Genomic DNA, 19,188 nt, shown 5'->3' on the forward strand with positions numbered 1-19,188 from the left:
ATCGGAGGGAATCGTTTGAATTTACACCGTTGGCGCTGGATTCCCAATGCCCTGACGTTCCTGCGAATTCTGCTGATTGCTCCCTTCGCTGGCGCCCTGCTGGTTGGCGATTATAGGCGAGCTCTGGTGATTTTCTTCCTGGCGGCGGCAACCGACGCCATTGATGGATTCCTGGCGCGGCACTTCAACTGGCGTTCCAGGCTGGGGGCCATCGCCGACCCGCTGGCGGATAAAGCCCTCCTGATTACCGCCTATCTGATGCTGACCCTGACCTCGGTGCTCCCCGTCTGGCTGTTTGCCGTGGTTCTGGGCAGAGACCTGCTGATTGTGGGCGGAGCTCTGGCCTATCATTATTGTGTGGGTCGTTACGATATGGAGCCGAGCATTCCGGGCAAGATCAACACCTTTGTTCAGATTCTCGTGGCACTGGCCATCATTGTGTTGCTCGCTGATCTACCCATGCAGCCCTGGGTGGTGGATGCGGGCATCGTGCTGGTTGCGGTGTCGGCGATTGCCAGCGGCGGGCACTATCTGGTGGTCTGGAGTGTGCGGGCCTGGAGGGCGACCCGGTCATGACGGCATCGCAGCTGGTTCTTGGCGTCAAGTTGCGGGACGACGCCAGGTTTGACAATTTCCACGGCGAGCGTAATTGTGAGGCCGCCGCCAGGCTGGAGGCGCTTTGCCGGCAGCCAGGCGGGGTGCCCGTGGCGGTGCTCTGTGGTGATGCCGACACCGGCAAAAGTCACCTCCTTCAGGCGGCCTGTCATAGTGCCGATCAGCAGGGGATGTCGGCCGTCTGCATCAGCGTCGCCGAGTTGCAGCCATTTGGCCCCGCAGCGCTGTCCGGGCTGGAGAGTCAGGATCTGGTGTGCCTGGACGACCTGGACCTGGTGGCCGGCAAGCGGGATTGGGAAGAGGCCATCTTCCATCTGTACAACCGGATAGACGACCGCAACGCGATGATGATCCTGAGTGCCTCGGACTTGCCGGGCAACCTGCCGTTCCAGCTTCCAGACCTGGTGTCCCGGTTGCAGCATGGGCTGACAATCCAGCTGGGCATATACAGAGACGAGGATCGACTCCGCATACTGATGGCCCGGGCGGAAAAGCGCGGACTGGTGATGTCACACGAAGTGGCCGCCTACATCATGCGCCGGGCGCCCCGTGGGTTGGGTGACTTGCTCGGAATTCTGGATATGCTGGATGAGAATTCACTGCAGGCGCAGCGCAGGCTGACCATTCCGTTCGTTAAAACCGTGATGGAATGGTAGCCGAAGGCAACGGGGCTGAACCGGAAAAGAACGATAACGGCTTAATCGAGGGAGAGACAGAATGAGACGGGTGGTTTTCAATCAGAAGGGTGGCGTGGGTAAATCCAGTATCACCTGCAATCTGGCCGCAATCAGTGCGGCCCGTGGCAAGCGGACACTGGTGGTGGACCTGGATCCCCAGGGCAACTCGACCCATTACTTGCTGGGCAAGCCCGCCAGTGAACTGAAAGACACGGTGGCAGACATGCTCGAGCAGACCGTGGCGTTCACCGTTTTCAACCGGCGGCCAGACGAATTCGTCCATGCCTCGCCGTTCAATAACCTGTTTGTGATGCCCTCCAGCCCGGAACTCGATTTTCTCGAGCGCAAGCTCGAAGCCAAGCACAAGATCTACAAGCTGCGCGAAGCACTGAAAAAGCTGGGCGAAACCTTTGATGCCATCTACATCGACACGGCGCCGGCCCTGAACTTTTATACCCGGTCGGCCCTGATTGCCGCACAGCGTTGCCTGATTCCGTTTGACTGCGACGATTTCTCGCGCCAGGCGCTCTATAACATCCTTAACGAAATCCGGGATTTGCAGGAAGATCACAACGAGGATCTGGTGGTGGAGGGCATTGTTGCCAACCAGTTCCAGCCTCGCGCCAGCCTGCCTCGCCAGCTGGTAAAAGAGCTCACCGAGGAAGGTTTGCCGGTGTTGCCGGTACGGTTGTCGAGCTCGGTGAAAATGAAGGAATCCCATCAGAGCCGCCAGCCGCTTATTCACATGGCGCCGAAGCACCCATTGACGCGCCAGTACGAAGACCTGTTCCGGGTCCTGCACGGCGAAACCGTGGAGCTGGAACCCCTGACCGACTAAGGCAAGAACGTTATGAGCACAGCAGACGATCAGCTTGGCCAGGTTGCGGACAGCCTGTTACGCATCGAGATGGAACTTCGGCGACTGGGGCTCTGGGAGGCAGAGCCGCCACCAGACGAAGCCTTTGAGAGCACACAGCCATTCTGTATCGACACGCTGGAATTTCCCCAGTGGCTGCAGTTTGTGTTCGTGGCAAGGATGAAGGTGATTATTGAAAGCGACCATTCCCTGCCGGCCACCTCGGGTATTGCGCCCATGGCCGAAGAGCATTTCCGGGGGCGTCAGGAGTCCGGTAATGCTCTGGTTCGGGAGCTTGAGGAAATAGACCGGCTGTTGTCGGGAGAGTAATCAGTCAAGCCGCATGGACAGGTCCACGGCCCTGACATCCTTGGTCAGCGCGCCAATGGAGATATAGTCCACGCCGGTTTCTGCAATGGGCACCAGGGTCGAGGCATTGATACCGCCGGACGCCTCGAGCTTGGCCCGGTCGCCGGTGCGGGCGACGGCAGTTCGCATGTCTTCAAGCGTGAATTCATCCAGCATGATAACGTCGGCGCCGGCGCTCAGGGCCTGTTCCAGTTCATCCAGGTTCTCGGTTTCCACTTCGACAGGTTTTCCCGGCGCGATCTGACGGGCGGCCCGGACGGCATCTGCAATGGAGCCGCAGGCCGCAATGTGGTTTTCCTTGATCAGAAAGGCGTCCCAGAGCCCGATCCGGTGGTTGTAGCAACCACCACAGGTTACGGCGTATTTCTGGGCAAGGCGCAGGCCCGGTAAGGTCTTTCGGGTGTCCAGCAGACGTACGTTCGTGTGCGCTACCCTGGCGGCATAGGCTGCGCAGGCGGTGGCCACGCCAGACATCGTCTGCAGCCAGTTGAGAGCCGAGCGCTCGGCACCCAGCAGGCTGCGAGCCGGTCCGTTCATGGTGCACAGCAACTGATCGGGTGCCACAGTGTCGCCGTCAGCCACCTGCCAGGCCAGCGTTACCGTCGGATCCACCTGCCGGAACACTTCCTCTACCCAGGCCCGGCCTGCAATCGTCGCGGATTCCCGCGTTATCACCCGGGCGGTCGCCTGCTTGTGTTCCGGGATCAGCATGGCCGTGATGTCGCCATCCCCCATGTCCTCCCGCAGACTCTGGGCGACGTTTTCGATTCGGGCCTGCCGGAGACGTTCTGGTGTGATCATAGGGCGCTTGATGTCCGTCATTGGGGGTGGGAGAGGATTCTGAGGCCACAATTCTAAAGCCCGTTCGGCAAATCGCCAAACCACAAGCGGCCCCTGCTAAACTGCGATAGCAGACTCTCAAAACGTGACGCACGTCAGGTCTACACAAAAGGTGACAATTTCTGACACAAGGTGACGCAGCGAGCTCGTATCATGCTTTGATAAGAGAGCCTCTCAAGTGAAAGTGACAGCAGGCGGAGCAGCGACATGGCGCACGATAACAAGGTTGTCCGATTTTCCGGCCAGAAGGCGCCCGGTCGGTTCGATCTGCCGTCCGCGCTGGTCCATTTACGTGACGCATCGGGTCAGTCTCTGAAGTCTGTGCTCGGCGCGTTTTTTGACCGTGCGGACGATGCCCTGTTTGAGCTGGCCGATCGCGCCGGCTCCAATCTCGACCAGACAGCCTACTTCGATGCCATGCGTGAGTTGCGTCTGCGGCGCAAGGCGATGGTGGTGTCCATACTCCAGTACGTCAGCCAGGCGTTCAATGAAATCGGACGATTCCAGCCCCAGCAGACATCCCGTGCCCTCGATGATATTGACCAGGACTCCCTCAGCCTGGTGGACCACTCCGAGCTGGAACAACAGGTTGCCGTCGATAACCTGATCAACAAGCTGCGTAACCGCTACACGGAGCAGATTCGCCTGCTGACCATACGTGTGGGTCACCTGGTGCCGGGTATTGAGCTCAGGGATGCGCAGATGCCGCTCAGCCCTGAGATTATTTGCGGTGGTCTGGCCGAAGCCTGTGCCGACCTGGATATCGACATTCGGGCGAAACTTGTGGTTCTCAAACTGTTTGACCGCCTGCTGGCCGATACACTCGGTGACTTCTACAAGGAGGCGAACCGAACCCTGATCAAAGAAGGGGTTCTGCCGGATATGAAGCGCCCTCCTTCTGGCAAAGGCGCCGGTCAGTCCCCGCAACGCTCGGGTGCAGGACAATCAACCTCGCCCGGCAAAAGCGCCGGGCAGGGCAGTGTCCAGAGCGAATCGGCCGCGGGAGAGTCCCAGGCCACTTTCTCCGAGCTCAGTGCGCTGCTTCACAAGGGTGACGGCGGCTATACCGCCGGCGCAGGTGAGGGCGGCGAAGGTTACATCGACACCGATCGGCTGGTGGCGCGGTTAACCGAGGCCCAGGTGAGCAGCCGGCAGTGGGACGAGGGCGTTGTGATCCCCCTCAATGAGCAGTTGGGTCCGCTGCTGCGTGGAGGCGATGGTAAAAGCCTGAACCCCGGGCAGGTTGATCGCGATGTCATCAACCTGGTGTCCATGCTGTTTGATTTCATCCTTGAGGATCGCCAGCTTCATCCGGTCATGAAAGCTCTGATCGGACGCCTGCAGATTCCTGTGCTCAAGGTGGCCCTGAGCGATCAGAACTTCTTCAATCGCGGTGGTCACCCGGTGCGCAAGTTACTGAATGAACTCGCGCTTTCGGCCATAGGCTGGAGCGAGAAGAAGACCGGCCAGCGCGATCCGCTGCGGGAAAAAATCGAATACGTGGTGGAGCGGGTGCTCAACGAGTTCACCGACAATGTGGCCTTGTTTGATGAGTTACTGAAAGACTTCAGCCACTTCATGGACCTGGATCGCCGGCGCCGGGAGCTCGTTGAGCAGCGCCTGCGCGACGCCGAGGAAGGTCGTGCCCGGCAGGAGCGTGCGGCCCAGGTAGCCCGGGAGCTGGTGGCTGAACTGACCGACCAGCGGGAGTTGCCCGAGCCTGTGGCCGGTCTGTTGAACGAGGCCTGGAGCCGCTACCTGCAATGGGTGGCGCTCCGTGAGGGTGAGGACAGCGAGCGCTGGCAGCACGCGCGCGAGCTGACCGAGCGACTGGTGTGGAGTGTTGACCCGAGGCCGGTCACCGAGACCACCCGAAGTGACCTGCTCCGTGCCATCCCGGGTATTGTGGATGAGCTACGCCGGGCGCTGCAGGAGATCTCCTGGGATCCATTTGCGACCGACGCGGTCATCCGCGACCTGGAGCTGGTGCATGTGGATGTTTTCCAGCGGCTGGTAACCGCACCGGCCCGCGAGGAACCCGAGCAGGCCGGGCCTGATGTGGTAGCTGACGGCGCCGCTCGGGCAGTGCCCGCCGAGCCCGCGCCGCAGGCAATAACCGATGCGCCGGTCGCTTCGACCGATGCGCCTGCCGAGACCGGAGCGTCGACGACGCCAGAGCCAGCGGTAGAGGCACAGGCAGCGCCAACCGCCACCGCATCGGGTGCGGTGTCCGCTCAGTGGCTGGAGCGGGCTGACAGCCTGCGGGTAGGGTCCTGGATCGAGCTCAGCCGTGATGATGCCAAGGTTCGTTGCAAACTGGCGGCCTTCATCAAGGCCACCGGCAAGTACATTTTTGTCAATCGCAGTGGCGCGAAAGTGGCAGAGTATCAACGGGAAGAACTGGCTGCGGAAATGGAGTCTGGCAACGTTGCCATGCTTGATGATGGACTGATCTTCGATCGGGCACTGGAATCCATCATCGATAACCTGCGCAGTAGCCGTAAAGACTGATCCGTAGCAACCGTTAACGCTTTGTGATTCAATCTGCAGGTGTAATCCTCTGAAACCGTTGGAATTACCTTGCCAGATCCAGATGCCTTGCCTGAAAATCCGACGCCTTCCGCAGAGCAGGCGACGCGGCTCCGGGAAACCGGGCACATCCGGGGCGCCCGTTGGTGCCCTTCGCCGAATTTCGGGCCTCGTCCGAAGGGCGCAGGCATTTCTCTCCTGGTGATTCATAACATCAGCCTGCCCCCCGGCCAGTTTGGCGGACCTGAAATCGAAGACTTCTTCTGCAATCGTCTTGACGCCTCGGCCCACCCTTTCTTCCAGACCATTGCCGGTGTTGAAGTCTCGTCCCATCTGCTGATCCGTCGTGACGGGTCCGTCGTTCAGTTCGTCAATCTGCACGACAGGGCCTGGCACGCGGGCCGGTCCAGCTTTGAGGGGCGGGAGGAGTGCAACGACTATTCCATCGGCATCGAGCTGGAGGGGACTGATCACATACCCTACACCGGGGCGCAGTATCGCCAGCTGGCCACCGTGGCCCGTGAGATCATGGCGGCCTGGCCCGAGATTACGCCAGCGCGTATCACAGGCCACAGTGACATTGCACCGGGCAGAAAGACCGATCCGGGCCCAGCCTTTGACTGGCCGCTTTTTCGAGACATGGTGCATTCCAGTCGTGATGCCGGGGAGGCAGGGGAATGGAGCTGATTGTGTTTCTGCTGGCCTACTCTGTGCGCAGACGCCTTGACTCTCTTGACAGGCTTCACAGCGATGAGCTGTGGCGGCGGTGGTTCCACAACGGCCGAAAGGCCAGGGCAGGGCACGAAGCGGATGTGTACGCCGGCCTCGCCCTGGTTCTGTTGCCGGCGCTGATTCTGGGGCTCGCCGAGTATGTGCTGGTGGTGTCCGACTGGCGTATGGTGGCCTATCCGGCAGACTTCCTGATTCTGGTGCTGCTGATGGGCACACCGGGCTGGCGCCAACTGTTACGGGCCTACGCAGAGGCCTGGCAGCGGGGCGACATGCAGGCCGCCTGGCACCATGTAAAAGACTGGCTGCCAGCGGAGGAACGCGGCGCTGCCCTCTCACCCGAAGCGATGCACCTGTCCCTGTCGAGGGCGCTGCTGGTGTCGGTGTTCCAGAGGTTTTTCCTGGTGGCGTTCTGGTACATGGTCGGAGGCGTGGCTCTGGCGGTGCTGGTCCGGGGGCTGGTGGCACTGGCGGATCAATGGCCACAGGCCTCGGCCCGGCCACGATTTGCGCGCATGGCCGAATGGGCAGGCTGGATTCCCGCACGTCTGCTGTCGCTGACCTTTGGTATTGCCGGAGACCTCGCCGGCTGGCTGCGAGAGATGGGTAAATCCTTGTCCGGCGTCAGGAAAAAAGCGGGCGATGTGCTAATGATTTCCGCCAGCGGGTCGTTAACCGGGTATGCGCTGGAGCCGGACCGTTTCTCCCGGTTGCATCCGGAGGACTGGACCAATTTCGGTGGACGGAGCCTGGCGGCGCTGCGGGATCTGCTGAATCGGAGCATGCTGGTGTGGATTTGCACGCTCGCGTTGCTGGTGATATCGGGGGTCGTGTAAGCAAAATTTTTGAAAATATTACAGATTATCACCAAATAAAGCTTAAGTTTTTACGACTTTAGGCGACAATAGAATAAAAGAAGAACGAGAACAGAAGAACCAGAATAAACGTTCCGTTGTTACCTGCCAGCACGAGGGTCGTTGTGAAGCAACTTATCAATCCCGCCATTGCCCTGATGAACCGTCTGCCGATGGTTTATAAGTTCAGCCTCATCAGCATCTTGTTTCTTTTACCGATTGGCGCACTGTCGTGGCTGGTCATCTCGGGGCTCAACCAGTCGGTTCAGACCATGAACAGGGGAGTTGAGGGCCTGGAACAGTTGCAACAGGTGGACGCCCTGGTAGACGCCGCCATGGATTACCGCGATTACCGATCGCCGGCCATCATAAAAGATGAGAACGCTATCAGAGTGGTGTCTGAAGAAGCCGCAGACGCGGTGGCGGCGGCCTTCGAGGCGCTGACCGCGGAGCAGCGCTCGTTCGATACCTCGGGTGCCTGGCTGGACCAGGTTGAGTCCCTGCGCAATGACTGGGAGGCGCTTCGGGCGGATGACAATTACCAGGGCAGCTTCGATCCGCAGTTCAAGTACTATCAGGAGTTTGTCCAGAAGGCTCAGGCGCTGCTTTCTGCAACCATCGAGATTTCCGGCCTGAGTCAGGGGGCTTCCCGTGAGAACCAGTTGATTCTGGGGCTGGTTCGCGATTCGCTCCCCGCTGCCCGCACCGTTATTGGTCGAGCCAAATCCTATGGCATCTACGCCCTCGTTGAAGGGCAGGTCGGCTACGCCCTCAGTGAAACCCTGAACGAGATCTATGACCAGCTGACCAATCGGAGTTCACTGCTGACTCCGGCGCTGTCGGTAACGGCGGACGCATCTCCCGCTCTGGTCGCAAAGCCAGGCGATGCCCTGAACAAGGTTGATGAAAGCCTGATGGTGGTTCGCGACGATTTGGACCAGAACGTGATCACGCCGATGCGCCTGGAAATGCCGTGGACCGAATACGACAGCCTGATGTCGGAGCAACTGGGTTATTACGATGAGCTCAAACAGGCGTCTTTCGAAGTGGTGGAGGCCAACCTCCGGGCCCGTCTGGACAGCGAAATCAACCAGCGTACGCTGATTCTGGTTGCGTTGGTGGCGGTGCTGCTGGTGGTGGTGTACCTGTACATCGGGTTCTTCATGTCGGTGCGCACGGCGATCAACCGGTTCAGCCAGGCTGCCCGCAGTGTGGCCGCCGGTGACATGACCACTCATATTCACCTCCGTAATCGCGACGAACTGGGTGAGCTGACCACCGAGTTCAACAACATGACCGACCGCATTGCCGAGCTGATCCGTTCGGTCAGTCGCACCACGGCGGACGTGGACCAGCAGGCCACACGGGTTAACGACACGGCCGCCGCCAACAGCGAGGCAGTTGCCCGGCAGATGGAAGAAAGCGGGCAGATCAACGAGGCCATGAACCAGATGGTCGATGCCGTAAATGAGGTGACCGAGAGCGCCCACCGGGTTGCCGACAGTGCCGGTAACGCCGAGCGCGACACTGAAACCGGTCGGGGAGTGGTCGCCGACACCGTGAAAACCATTAATCACCTGGCCACCGAAATTTCCGGCGCGGTGGAAGTGATCAACCGGGTGAGCAAGGACAGTGACAACATCAGCCAGGTGCTCGTGGAAATCAAGGCGATTGCCGAGCAGACCAACCTGCTGGCACTGAACGCGGCTATTGAAGCGGCCCGTGCGGGTGAACAGGGTCGGGGCTTCGCGGTGGTGGCCGATGAGGTGCGTTCCCTGTCCCAGCGGACTCACAAGTCCACCGAAGAGATCGAGGGAATGATTTCCAGGCTGCAGAGCGGCGTCAAGGATGCCGTCTCGGCCATGACCAACAGCCGGGATGTTACGGAAACGACGGTTCAGAAGTCCGGGGAAGTTACCGAAGCCCTGGATCGCATTGCCAATGGCATTGCGGTGATTGTGGACATGAGCCACCAGATCGCCCAGGCGGCGGAGGAGCAGTCGGCGGTCGCCAGGAACGTTAACGCCAACGTGGAGCAGATCGGCGAACTGGGCAAGAGCACCGCCGCCAATGCCGAGGAGACGCTCGCCTCCTCAAGGGAGATGTCGGAGCTGACGGCCTCGCTTCAGCGGCTGGTGGAAGCCTTCAAGGTCTGAGCCAAGAGCGCGCGGTTACAGACGCCCGAAATCCGGCCCCTAGAGGCCGGATTTTTTTTGTTCCCAGAGAATCTCTTCGCCGCCATTCCGGCGGGCCAGAACCCGGGCGATGACGAACAGAAGGTCTGACAGTCGATTGAGGTAGTGCCGCGAGGCCGTGTTGATGGAGTCTTCGTGGCCGAGGGCAACCACAACACGCTCGGCCCTCCGGCACACGGCCCGGGCCAGATGGCACTGGGCGGCGGCGGGACTGCCGCCGGGCAGCACAAAGTTCTTCAGGGGCGGCAGGTCTTCATTGTGCCGATCCAGGGTGCTCTCCAGCCATTCGATATGGTCGTCGCCGATCACCCGGCTGCCGGGAATGGCGAATTCGCCGCCCAGGTCGAACAGGTGGTGCTGGATCCGGCGCAGGCTATCCACGAACTCATCGTCGCTGTCGAGGGTTTCGATCAGCAGGCCGATGTGGCAGTTGAGTTCGTCAGCGGTGCCCATGGCTTCTACCCGTTGGGCGTTCTTGGCAATGCGGTTGCCGTCCGCCAGGCCAGTGGATCCGTCGTCTCCGGTGCGGGTGTATATCTTGGAAAGGCGATTGCCCATGTATCTGCTCCTGATCAATGTGGCGACAGTTGTTGTACCTGTTCGGTCAGCATCTGGTTCACCGGTGTCGCGATTCCCAGTTCCTTGCCCCGCCGGACCAGGTAGCCGTTGATGAAGTCAATCTCTGTGGTACGGCCCCGAAGCACATCGGCCCGCATCGACGAGGTGTTGTGAGCCGTTTTTCGGGCGACATCCTCGATGCGTTGGCGGAGGGTTTCCGGTGCGGTGGCTTTCTGGCCTGCGGCTGCCATTACCGCAGACAGCTCCTCACACAGGCCATCGATGGTCTCGCGATACAGGTGAGTCGTCAGTATCTCGCCATTGGGGCAATCCAGAATCGCCGTGTAGGGATTGATGCCCGCGTTCACCACCAGCTTCTGCCAGAGCCGGGACAGAATGTCGGGCTCCTGATGAAGCGTGAGGCCACTTTCAGCAAGTTGGGACGCTGCCCGCTCAACCACCTGGTCTGCCGCCTTTGTCATGGGCCCGATCCAGGTTTCGCCAGCGCCGGCGTGCACCAGCAGGTCTGTGTCGGGGCGATTGGCACCTTCCGTGGTGCTGGCAGCAAGTATGGGGCGTTCCGGCCACCGTTGGGCCACGGCCTGCTGGCTGCCGAGGCCGTTCTGGAACAACAGGATGGGGGTGGTTTCCGGAATCCGGTCGATCACGCGGGTGAGAGCGTCCAGGGTGTCGCCGGCCTTGGTGGTAACCAGAACCAGATCGGGTAGGTCGCCGGCGCCGAGCCAGGGGACCTGAATGCCGGTTTCCGGCCCGCTTACGGGCCGGAAACGGTAGCGGGTATCGGCGCCGGGCGGCTGCCCGGGACGGGCAAGGAATGCCGCCTGGCCTGCGGGCAATCTTGCCGCCCAGAGCCGGCCCAGGGCGCCGGCGCCGAGGATCCCGATCATGGCGGTTACATGGCCTCGATGTCGGCCCTTTGCTGGCTCAGGCGGGCCTGGCTGCTCTGGGCGTCCCGGAGTTTTTCCTGCTCCTTTTCAACCACGTCGGCCGGGGCGTTGGCGGTGAACTTCTCGTTACCCAGCTTGCCTTCCAGGCGGCCGATTTCCTTCTGCAGGCGCTCCAGTTCCTTGTCCAGGCGCTTGAGCTCGGCGTCTTTGTCGATCAGGCCGGCCATGGGCACCAGCACTTCCATCTCGCCCACCAGCTGGGTGGCCGACATGGGGGCCTTGCCGCCATCGAACCACTCCAGGCTCTCGAGCTTGGCCAGGGAGATCAGGAACTGGCGGTTGTCGTTCATCCGGCGCTGGTCCTCCGCGTCTTTGCCCCGCAGCAGCACCGGAATCTTTTTCGCCGGAGAGATATTCATCTCGCCCCGGATGTTACGAACCGCCACGATCACGCCCTTGAGCCACTCGATGTCGGCGGTAACGCTGGCGTCCTGTTTGCTTTCATCCGGCTGCGGGAACGGCTGCAGCATGATGCTGTCGCCGGCCTTGCCAGCCAGGGGCGCGATCCGTTGCCAGATTTCTTCGGTGATGAAGGGCATGATCGGGTGTGCCAGTCGCAACACCGCTTCGAGTACCCGAACCAGAGTGCGACGGGTGCCACGCTTGGCTTCGGCGCTGGCGCTGTCGTCGTTCAGCGCCGGCTTGGACAGCTCCAGGTACCAGTCGCAATACTCGTTCCAGATGAACTCGTACAGGGCGTAGGCGGCCAGATCAAAACGATACTGGTCCAGATGGCGAATGACCTGCTGCTCGCAGTTCTGCAGCTCACTGATAATCCAGCGGTCGGCCAGGGAAAGCTCCACCGGCTCGTCATTAACGCCGCAGTCCTCGCCTTCGGTGTTCATGAGCACATAGCGGGCGGCGTTCCACAGCTTGTTGCAGAAATTGCGATAGCCCTCAAGGCGCTTCATGTCCCAGTTGATGTCACGGCCGGTAGTGGCCATGGCCGCCAGGGTGAACCGGAGGGCGTCGGTGCCGTGGGCTGCAATGCCCTCGGGGAACTCTTTCTTGGTGCGCTTGCCGATCTTCTCGGCCAGCTTGGGCTGCATCAGGTTGCCGGTGCGCTTCTCCAGCAGGTCGTCCAGGCTGATGCCGTCGATCATGTCGAGCGGATCAATAACGTTGCCCTTGGACTTGGACATCTTGTCGCCGTGCTCGTCCCGGATCAGGCCGGTGACGTACACGGTGTGGAAGGGCACCTGGGGTGTGCCGTCTTCGTTTTTCATGAAGTGCATGGTCATCATGATCATCCGGGCAACCCAGAAGAAGATGATGTCGAAGCCGGTGACCAGCACATCGGTCGGGTGGAAGGTTTTCAGGCGCTCGGTAATCTCCGGCCATCCCAAGGTTCCGAAGGTCCAGAGGGCTGAGCTGAACCAGGTATCCAGAACGTCTTCGTCCTGCTCCAGGGCAACGTCCGCGGCCAGATTATGCTTCTGGCGCACTTCTTCCTCGCTGCGACCCACGTAGATGTTGCCGTCGGCGTCGTACCAGGCCGGAATCCGGTGGCCCCACCACAGCTGACGGGAGATACACCAGTCCTGGATGTCCCGCATCCAGGCAAAGTACATGTTCTCGTACTGCCTGGGCACGAACTGGATACGGCCATCTTCGACGGCCTCGATGGCGGGCTTGGCCAGGGTCTTGGCGTCGGCGAACCACTGGTCGGTCAGCATGGGCTCGATGATCAGGCCAGAGCGATCACCCCGGGGAACGCTGAGCACATGGTCTTCGATGTTCTCCACCAGGCCCTCGGCTTCCATGTCGGCCACGATCTGCTTGCGGGCGGCCTCGCGGGTCAGGCCGGCGTAGGCGTCGGGCAGGGTGCCATCAAGCTCGGTGTTTTCGGTGCCGTCGGCGTTGAACACTTCGGCCACGGCGCGGATGTTGGCATCCTGGGTCATGACGTTAATCATGGGCAGGTTGTTGCGCTTGCCCACGGCGTAGTCGTTGAAGTCATGGGCCGGCGTGATCTTCACACAGCCGGAACCTTTCTCGGGATCGGCATGGTGGTCGGCCACGATGGGAATGCGGCGGTTCACCAGCGGCAGCATTACGTGCTTGCCGATCAGGTGCTGGTAGCGTTCGTCGTCCGGGTGAACGGCCACGGCGGTGTCGCCCAGCATGGTTTCCGGGCGGGTGGTTGCCACCACCAGGTAATCCTTGCCGTCTTTGGTCTGCACGCCGTCAGCCAGCGGGTAGCGCAGATGCCAGAAAAAGCCTTTCTCTTCCTTGTTTTCCACTTCCAGGTCGGAAATGGCGGTGTGCAGTTTCGGGTCCCAGTTCACCAGGCGCTTGCCGCGATACACCAGGCCCTCGTCGTACAGGCGGATGAACACTTCCTGAACGGCCTTGTAGAAGCCGTCGTCCATGGTGAAGCGTTCGTTGTCCCAATCCACGGAATTGCCAAGGCGGCGGATCTGGCGGGTGATGGTGCCGCCGGAGTGTTCTTTCCAGTCCCAGATGCGCTTGATGAACTCTTCCCGCCCCAGGTCATGGCGGGTTTTGTCTTCTTCAGCGGCCAGTTTGCGCTCGACCACCATCTGGGTGGCGATGCCTGCGTGGTCGGTACCAACGGTCCACAACGCGTTGCGACCCTGCATGCGCTTGAAGCGGGTGAGGGTGTCCATGATGGTGTGCTGGAACGCGTGGCCCATGTGCAGGCTGCCGGTGACGTTGGGCGGGGGTATGGCGATGCTGTAGGACTCACCTTCGCCGCTGGGGCGGAAGTAACCTTTGGACTCCCAGTTCTCGTACCACTGGCGCTCGATGTTTTCTGGCTGGTAGGTTTTTTCCATGGGGTTCTGCAGTGACCGTTGGTTGATTCACAAGGGAAAATTGAGACGCTCGATTATACATGGTCGCCCGGTTTGCGGCGAACCTAACGCTTTCTCTGGTCATGCACCCGCGGCTCAATCCCTAATGCCCGTAACTGCTTGAAATGCGACCGGGCCTGGTTCAGGACATTGGGATCGTTATGGGCAACCAGGGCCAGGCGTTTGAATCGGTCTGCGTCTGCCGGCAGGGTGGCCGAGAGGATGATGACGGTGTCCCAGTCTTCGGCCACTGGCGGGCACAGCAGGATGCCGACGGGGTCTGTGCAGGTGGTGGCGGAATCCGGGACGATGCTGTGAGGAATGAAGGCATCAGGACTGAAGTTCCAGAGCAGGTCGTCCAGTTCCTCAGCGTGTTGCATGGTGTCGCAGATAATGCACACGCGGTCGCCCTGGTGGAAGGCCTTTTCGACCAGTTTGGCGGCGTGCAGGTTGCGGGCGGCGGGTGTGCCCTGGGCAAGAATGTGGAACCAGTAGCGCTGGTTGCGGTCGTCCTGCCCGGGCGCCCCGGCAGCAGCGCTGCCGGGTTCCGGGTTGTTCTGCCCGTCGATAGTGGCCGGGTTATTTTCCGGCATGGGACATCAGGTAGTCGACCAGCAGGGGTACCGGGCGGCCGGAGGAGCCTTTGGCCTTGCCGGAGTGCCAGGCGGTGCCGGCGATGTCGAGATGAGCCCAGCGGTAGTCCTTGGCAAATCGCGACAGGAAGCAGGCCGCGGTGATGGTGCCTGCTGGCCGGCCGCCGATGTTGGCCATGTCGGCGAAGTTGCTGTCGAGCTGGCTCTGGTATTCGTCCCACAGCGGCAGGCGCCAGGCCCGGTCGCCGGCGCGCTCGCCGGCAGCCAGCAGCTCGTTGGCCAGCTCGTCGTTGTTGGCGAGCAGGCCGGTGGCGTGGTTGCCCAGGGCAATGATGCAGGCACCGGTGAGCGTGGCCAGATCAATAACCGCCGCCGGGTCGAATTTTTTCACGTAGGTGAGGGCGTCGCACAGCACCAGTCGGCCTTCGGCGTCGGTGTTGAGAATCTCGACCGTCATGCCGGAGAGAGTGGTGACAATGTCGCCAGGGCGGGAGGCGCCGCCGTCTGGCATGTTTTCGGCGGCCGCGATGACCGCCACCACGTTTATCTTCGGTTTGGTTTCAGCCAGCACTTTCATGGCACCGAAGACGCTGGCAGAGCCGCCCATGTCGTACTTCATTTCGTCCATGGCTTCGCCGGGCTTCAGGCTGATGCCGCCGGTGTCGAAGGTAATGCCTTTGCCAACCAGCACATGGGGCTTGTCCTTCGGCTTGCCGCCCCGATACTCCATCACGATCAGCCGCGGCGGCTGGGTACTGCCCTTGCCCACAGCGAGAATGGTGTTCATGCCCAGCTTTTCCATCTGTTTTTCATCAAGCACTTCGGTCTTGATGGTGTCGTAGTCCTTGGCCATTTTCCGGGCCTGCTCGGCCAGCCATTCCGGATGGCATACGTTAGGCGGTGTGTTGCCCAGATCCCGAGTGAAATTCATGCCCCGACCTGTGGCCAGGCCGAGGTTGAAGGCGTCCTTCAGCGCTTTGCCAGCGCCCGAGGCCGCAACCACCACTTTGTTCAGCTTGCGTGCCGCAGGCTTTTCACTCTTGAACTCGCTGAACAGGTACAGCTGGTCTTCCAGTACCCGACCAATAAGGTTCAGGCGGGCCGCCTCTGAGCTTACGGCGTCCTCGCCAGTGACCGGGGTATCGGCCAGGGCAATCAACGCGCTCTTCGAGGGGCCATCCTTGAGTGCGCCCATCATGGCGATCAGGGCCTTTCGATAGTTGGCCGGCGTGCGGTCGTTGTCCTTGCCGGTGCCCACCACCAGCAGGCGGCTCCAGGGCTGATCCTTGAGGGGGACTGTCGCCGTGTTGGCGTTCTTGCCGGACAGGTCGCCCGCTTTCTGGAGCGCTTTGATCAGCCCGCCCAGAGCTTCGTCGGCCTGCACAGTGGATTCTGGCCAGGTGCCTTTCTCGGGCAAGCCGACCACGAGGCAGTCGGCTTTGGTGCTGACAATGGCTTTACTGCTCAGGCTGAAATTCATGGCAACTCCTGTTGGTTGTTCTGTCGACGCTCCGCCACTGGCGGAATCGTTGGGGAATCTGATCTAGTCTAGCATTGGGGCTGGCGGGAACATTATCAAGCGATCGGCGCGGTGCCAACGCCCGGCCCGGTGGTCTGACGTGCCCAGCGCTCTGTCATTCGGCTAAAAGGTTACATAGAATACGCGCAGTTCCCGGTAGCCATCACATGCAACGCCCACGGCCAGAGAGTCCGATTTGAGCATTATATTCCGCTATCTGATACGCCAGATCATGGTCAGTATGATTGCTGTTTCCGGCATTCTGCTGCTGGTGTTCATGAGTGGCCGTTTCCTGAAGTATCTGGACAGCGCGGCGCAGGGAAGTATTTCGGCCGGCGTTCTGTTCGAAATCATGGCTTACCGGTTTCCGGGGTTTCTTGAACTGATTCTTCCGCTCGGGCTGTTTATTGGCATTCTGCTCGCTTACGGGCGCATGTATCTCGAAAGCGAGATGACCGTGCTTTTTGCCTGTGGCGTCAGTGATCGGGCACTTCTTGGCAAAACGCTCCTGGGTAGCCTGCCGGTGATGATCGTTGTCGGTGCCATGAGTCTGTACATCTCCCCCTGGGGCATGAGCCAGGTAGAGAAAATTTTCAACGAGCAGCGCAAGGCAACGGAATTCGAGATGCTGGCGCCGGGCCGGTTTCAGGACTTTTCCTCCGGGGGGCGTGTTACCTACACGGAGGGGCTGAGCGAGGACAAACGCCAGTTACAGGGCGTGTTCATTGCCGAGTATGCCGAGGACGGCAAGGGGCTGACCATCATTACCGCCGAGTCCGGCTCCCAGCTGGTGGATCCGGAAACCGGCAGCCGGTTCCTGATTCTGGAAGACGGCGGCCGATTTGAGGGCGCAGCGGGTGAGCTGGATTACACCACCATCGATTTCGAAGCCTACGGGCTGAAGATCGAAAGCGGACAGGCCGGCACCCGGGAACTGGAGGAGGGCACCAGCACCTGGAGCCTGATGCAGTCGGATCGTCCGGAAGATCGGGCACTGCTGCACTGGCGACTGTCACTGCCTCTCATTGTACCGGTGGTCACCTTGCTAGCCGTGCGACTCAGCCGGGTGAACCCCAGGCAGGGGCGGTTCTTCCACCTGCTTCCGGCGATGCTCGTCTACATCACCTATCTGGGTCTGCTGATTGTTGCCCGTGACTGGCTGGCCGAGGGCAAGGTCCCGGAGTGGGTTGGCATGCTCTGGGTGCACGCGCTGTTCCTTGCGTTCGGGCTCTGGCTGCAGTTTGGTCCGGCCTGGCTGTATCGCCGCCGACTGACCAGGGAGGGGGCTGCCCATGCGCCGGATTGACGGTTATGTCATGCGCACGGTCGGCGGTGCGATGTTCCTGGTGATGGTGGTGGTGCTGTCACTGGACCTGATCTTCGCGTTCATCGCCGAGCTTGAGGATACCCGGAACGATTACCAGACCCTCCAGGCGCTCTGGTATGTCGTGATGACACTGCCCCGACGGATCTACGACTACCTGCCCCTCGGGGCGTTCATGGGCTGTCTGGTGGGGCTGGGCTCCATGGCCAGTTCCTCGGAGCTCACTGTCATCCGCGCGGCCGGTGTGTCCCTGCGGCGTATTGTCTGGTCTGCCATGAAGCCGGCTCTGCTGGTGGTGATTCTCGGTGTTCTGATCGGTGAGTACGTGGCGCCACCGGCCGAGCGGGTTGCCCAGAGCGACAAGGCGGTGGCGTTGGGTGCCGGGAGTAACGTGGCATCGGCTTCCGGGGTCTGGCACAAGGAAGGCAATGTCTACATTCACCTGAACGCGGTTCAGCCCAACGGCGTGCTCCATGGCATCTCCCGCTTCCGGTTCGATGATCAGAGGCAGATGGTGTCGGCCAGCTTTGCCCGTCGGGCCATCTACCAGGGCGACCACTGGCTTCTGGAGAACGTTCGCACCACGCGCCTGGAGGAGTCCCGCACGGTTCGGGAAACCTCACCGAGCGAGCGCTGGCAAACCGGGCTGTCGCCGAGCGTGTTGAGCGTTCTGATCGTGAAGCCGGAAAACCTCTCCATGACCGGCCTCTACACCTATGCGTCCTATCTGGACGAGCAGCGCCTGAATGCCGCGCCCTACTGGCTGGCGTTCTGGAAAAAGGCGTTGATGCCGCTGGGAACGGCGGTGATGGTGCTGGTGGCCATTTCTTTCATTTTCGGCCCGCTGCGCTCCGTTACCATGGGCTTCCGGGTGTTCACAGGGCTGCTGGTAGGCCTGCTGTTCAAATACATGCAGGATCTGCTTGGCCCCATGTCGCTGGTCTACGGTTTTAACCCGATGCTGGCGGTGCTGATACCGATCGCCATAAGCGCAGTGGCCGGCGCCTTGCTGATGCGACGGGCAGGCTGACCGCGTCAGCAAGTCAGGACTCGATCATCCGGTTTTGGGCGTCTTGTCCACGCCGTGCTTCTTGTTGGCCGTTTCCCTGGGCACGGCAACCACTACGCTCCCCGATAACCGATCGGTCACTGACAGGCCGTTGATGGGGTAGAAAAGGGCAATGATGGCGGGGATGGAAACCAGCAGCGTAACGGCGCCGACGTAGTAACTTGCCAGCAGCGTCAGGAACAACACGGCGGCTGCCGTGATGTAGCGCTTCAGAGCCTGTGTCCAGCTCACGGACGTTCCGTCCAGGTTCTCGATTCTTACCCGCCACACCTGCATGCCCAGGGTCTGGCCTATGCGGGTCCAGAAATAGGCGAAGAACAGGTAGAGCACCAGGAACAGGGTGAAGGTAAGGCCGGGATCGCCGGAGATCTGGCCCGCTTCGGCCATCTGTTCGTAGCGTTCCCAGCCGGTGATCCAGCCCGCTACGATGGTGTAGGCCCAGGTGGCGACCAGAAGGACGGCAATGCTGATCAGGCCGTCGTAAATAATGGCCAGGGCCCGCTTCAGAGCAGTGGCGGGGGGAAGCAGTTCCTCGGCGTCATGGAAGCGTCGGGGCATGGATTCTCCTGTGATGTTTCACGTTTTTCCTGTTCTCGGCGTGTGCTAGAGTAGCGGATTTGCACAGGCATGTAAGTATTCGTGTTCAATCGCGGACCCGGCGTTTTTACCGGCGGGTT

Annotated in this window: 17 protein-coding genes; 10 read left to right on the top strand and 7 right to left on the bottom strand. The window is 61.0% G+C overall.

Annotation, left to right across the window (positions count from 1 at the left end; all coding sequences use genetic code 11):
• Nucleotides 1-15: 15 nt before the first annotated feature.
• The 4 genes from AC0J1C_RS06860 to AC0J1C_RS06875 all read left to right on the top strand — a co-directional run bounded on the left by AC0J1C_RS06860 (nucleotide 16) and on the right by AC0J1C_RS06875 (nucleotide 2,478).
• Nucleotides 16-576, top strand: a complete 561-nt coding sequence (locus AC0J1C_RS06860; protein ID WP_375193638.1) for a CDP-alcohol phosphatidyltransferase family protein — start codon at nucleotides 16-18, stop codon at nucleotides 574-576.
• Entirely contained in the window at nucleotides 573-1,271 is a 699-nt protein-coding gene (hda, locus tag AC0J1C_RS06865) for a DnaA regulatory inactivator Hda (protein WP_473046166.1), read from the top strand. Before AC0J1C_RS06860 ends, hda begins: the two co-directional genes overlap by 4 nt.
• A 61-nt stretch (nucleotides 1,272-1,332) precedes the next feature.
• Nucleotides 1,333-2,130 (top strand): ParA family protein, encoded by a 798-nt coding sequence (locus tag AC0J1C_RS06870; RefSeq protein WP_375193636.1) that lies wholly within the window; start codon nucleotides 1,333-1,335, stop codon nucleotides 2,128-2,130.
• Between the two features lie 12 nt (nucleotides 2,131-2,142).
• The gene (locus AC0J1C_RS06875) at nucleotides 2,143-2,478 is read left to right on the top strand and encodes a YqcC family protein (protein ID WP_375193635.1); all 336 of its coding nucleotides are present in this window, start codon (nucleotides 2,143-2,145) and stop codon (nucleotides 2,476-2,478) included.
• On the opposite strand, the gene nadC is transcribed toward AC0J1C_RS06875, so the two are convergent.
• Nucleotides 2,479-3,318, bottom strand: a complete 840-nt coding sequence (gene nadC, locus AC0J1C_RS06880) for a carboxylating nicotinate-nucleotide diphosphorylase (protein ID WP_473046167.1) — start codon at nucleotides 3,316-3,318, stop codon at nucleotides 2,479-2,481. It abuts the gene before it with no gap.
• Nucleotides 3,319-3,564: 246 nt separating this feature from the next.
• Between nadC and AC0J1C_RS06885 the strand changes: the two genes are divergently transcribed.
• The 4 genes from AC0J1C_RS06885 to AC0J1C_RS06900 all read left to right on the top strand — a co-directional run bounded on the left by AC0J1C_RS06885 (nucleotide 3,565) and on the right by AC0J1C_RS06900 (nucleotide 9,625).
• Nucleotides 3,565-5,868 carry a DUF1631 domain-containing protein gene (locus AC0J1C_RS06885; RefSeq protein WP_473046168.1) on the top strand — a complete coding sequence of 768 codons (2,304 nt, stop codon included), beginning with the start codon at nucleotides 3,565-3,567 and terminating at the stop codon, nucleotides 5,866-5,868.
• A gap of 69 nt (nucleotides 5,869-5,937) precedes the next feature.
• Nucleotides 5,938-6,573, top strand: a complete 636-nt coding sequence (gene ampD / locus AC0J1C_RS06890) for a 1,6-anhydro-N-acetylmuramyl-L-alanine amidase AmpD (RefSeq protein WP_473046169.1) — start codon at nucleotides 5,938-5,940, stop codon at nucleotides 6,571-6,573.
• A complete protein-coding gene (locus AC0J1C_RS06895) occupies nucleotides 6,564-7,451 on the top strand; it encodes a histidine kinase (RefSeq protein ID WP_473046171.1) in 888 nt (295 codons plus the stop codon). The genes ampD and AC0J1C_RS06895 overlap by 10 nt, the downstream gene beginning before the upstream one ends.
• 143 nt (nucleotides 7,452-7,594) lie before the next feature.
• Entirely contained in the window at nucleotides 7,595-9,625 is a 2,031-nt protein-coding gene (locus AC0J1C_RS06900) for a methyl-accepting chemotaxis protein (RefSeq protein WP_473046172.1), read from the top strand.
• A gap of 39 nt (nucleotides 9,626-9,664) precedes the next feature.
• On the opposite strand, the gene AC0J1C_RS06905 is transcribed toward AC0J1C_RS06900, so the two are convergent.
• From AC0J1C_RS06905 to AC0J1C_RS06925, 5 genes are all read right to left on the bottom strand, one after another.
• Nucleotides 9,665-10,222 (bottom strand): cob(I)yrinic acid a,c-diamide adenosyltransferase, encoded by a 558-nt coding sequence (locus AC0J1C_RS06905; RefSeq protein WP_091992407.1) that lies wholly within the window; start codon nucleotides 10,220-10,222, stop codon nucleotides 9,665-9,667.
• 14 nt (nucleotides 10,223-10,236) lie between these two features.
• Nucleotides 10,237-11,130: a ketopantoate reductase family protein gene (locus tag AC0J1C_RS06910; RefSeq protein WP_473046173.1), complete on the bottom strand. Its 894-nt coding sequence runs from the start codon at nucleotides 11,128-11,130 to the stop codon at nucleotides 10,237-10,239.
• A gap of 5 nt (nucleotides 11,131-11,135) precedes the next feature.
• Nucleotides 11,136-13,988, bottom strand: coding sequence for a valine--tRNA ligase (locus AC0J1C_RS06915; protein WP_473046174.1), 2,853 nt, complete (start codon nucleotides 13,986-13,988; stop codon nucleotides 11,136-11,138).
• 83 nt (nucleotides 13,989-14,071) lie between these two features.
• A complete protein-coding gene (locus tag AC0J1C_RS06920) occupies nucleotides 14,072-14,599 on the bottom strand; it encodes a DNA polymerase III subunit chi (protein ID WP_473046175.1) in 528 nt (175 codons plus the stop codon).
• The gene (locus tag AC0J1C_RS06925; RefSeq protein ID WP_375193626.1) at nucleotides 14,586-16,079 is read right to left on the bottom strand and encodes a leucyl aminopeptidase; all 1,494 of its coding nucleotides are present in this window, start codon (nucleotides 16,077-16,079) and stop codon (nucleotides 14,586-14,588) included. Before AC0J1C_RS06925 ends, AC0J1C_RS06920 begins: the two co-directional genes overlap by 14 nt.
• Nucleotides 16,080-16,314: 235 nt before the next feature.
• On the opposite strand from AC0J1C_RS06925, the gene lptF reads away from it, so the two are divergent.
• Nucleotides 16,315-17,424 (top strand): LPS export ABC transporter permease LptF, encoded by a 1,110-nt coding sequence (gene lptF / locus AC0J1C_RS06930; RefSeq protein WP_375193625.1) that lies wholly within the window; start codon nucleotides 16,315-16,317, stop codon nucleotides 17,422-17,424.
• Nucleotides 17,411-18,472, top strand: coding sequence for an LPS export ABC transporter permease LptG (gene lptG / locus AC0J1C_RS06935; RefSeq protein WP_375193624.1), 1,062 nt, complete (start codon nucleotides 17,411-17,413; stop codon nucleotides 18,470-18,472). The genes lptF and lptG overlap by 14 nt, the downstream gene beginning before the upstream one ends.
• Before the next feature lie 24 nt (nucleotides 18,473-18,496).
• On the opposite strand, the gene AC0J1C_RS06940 is transcribed toward lptG, so the two are convergent.
• The gene (locus AC0J1C_RS06940; protein WP_473046176.1) at nucleotides 18,497-19,069 is read right to left on the bottom strand and encodes an RDD family protein; all 573 of its coding nucleotides are present in this window, start codon (nucleotides 19,067-19,069) and stop codon (nucleotides 18,497-18,499) included.
• Nucleotides 19,070-19,188 lie beyond the last annotated feature (119 nt).

Source organism: Marinobacter sp. E2, assembly GCF_055755345.1.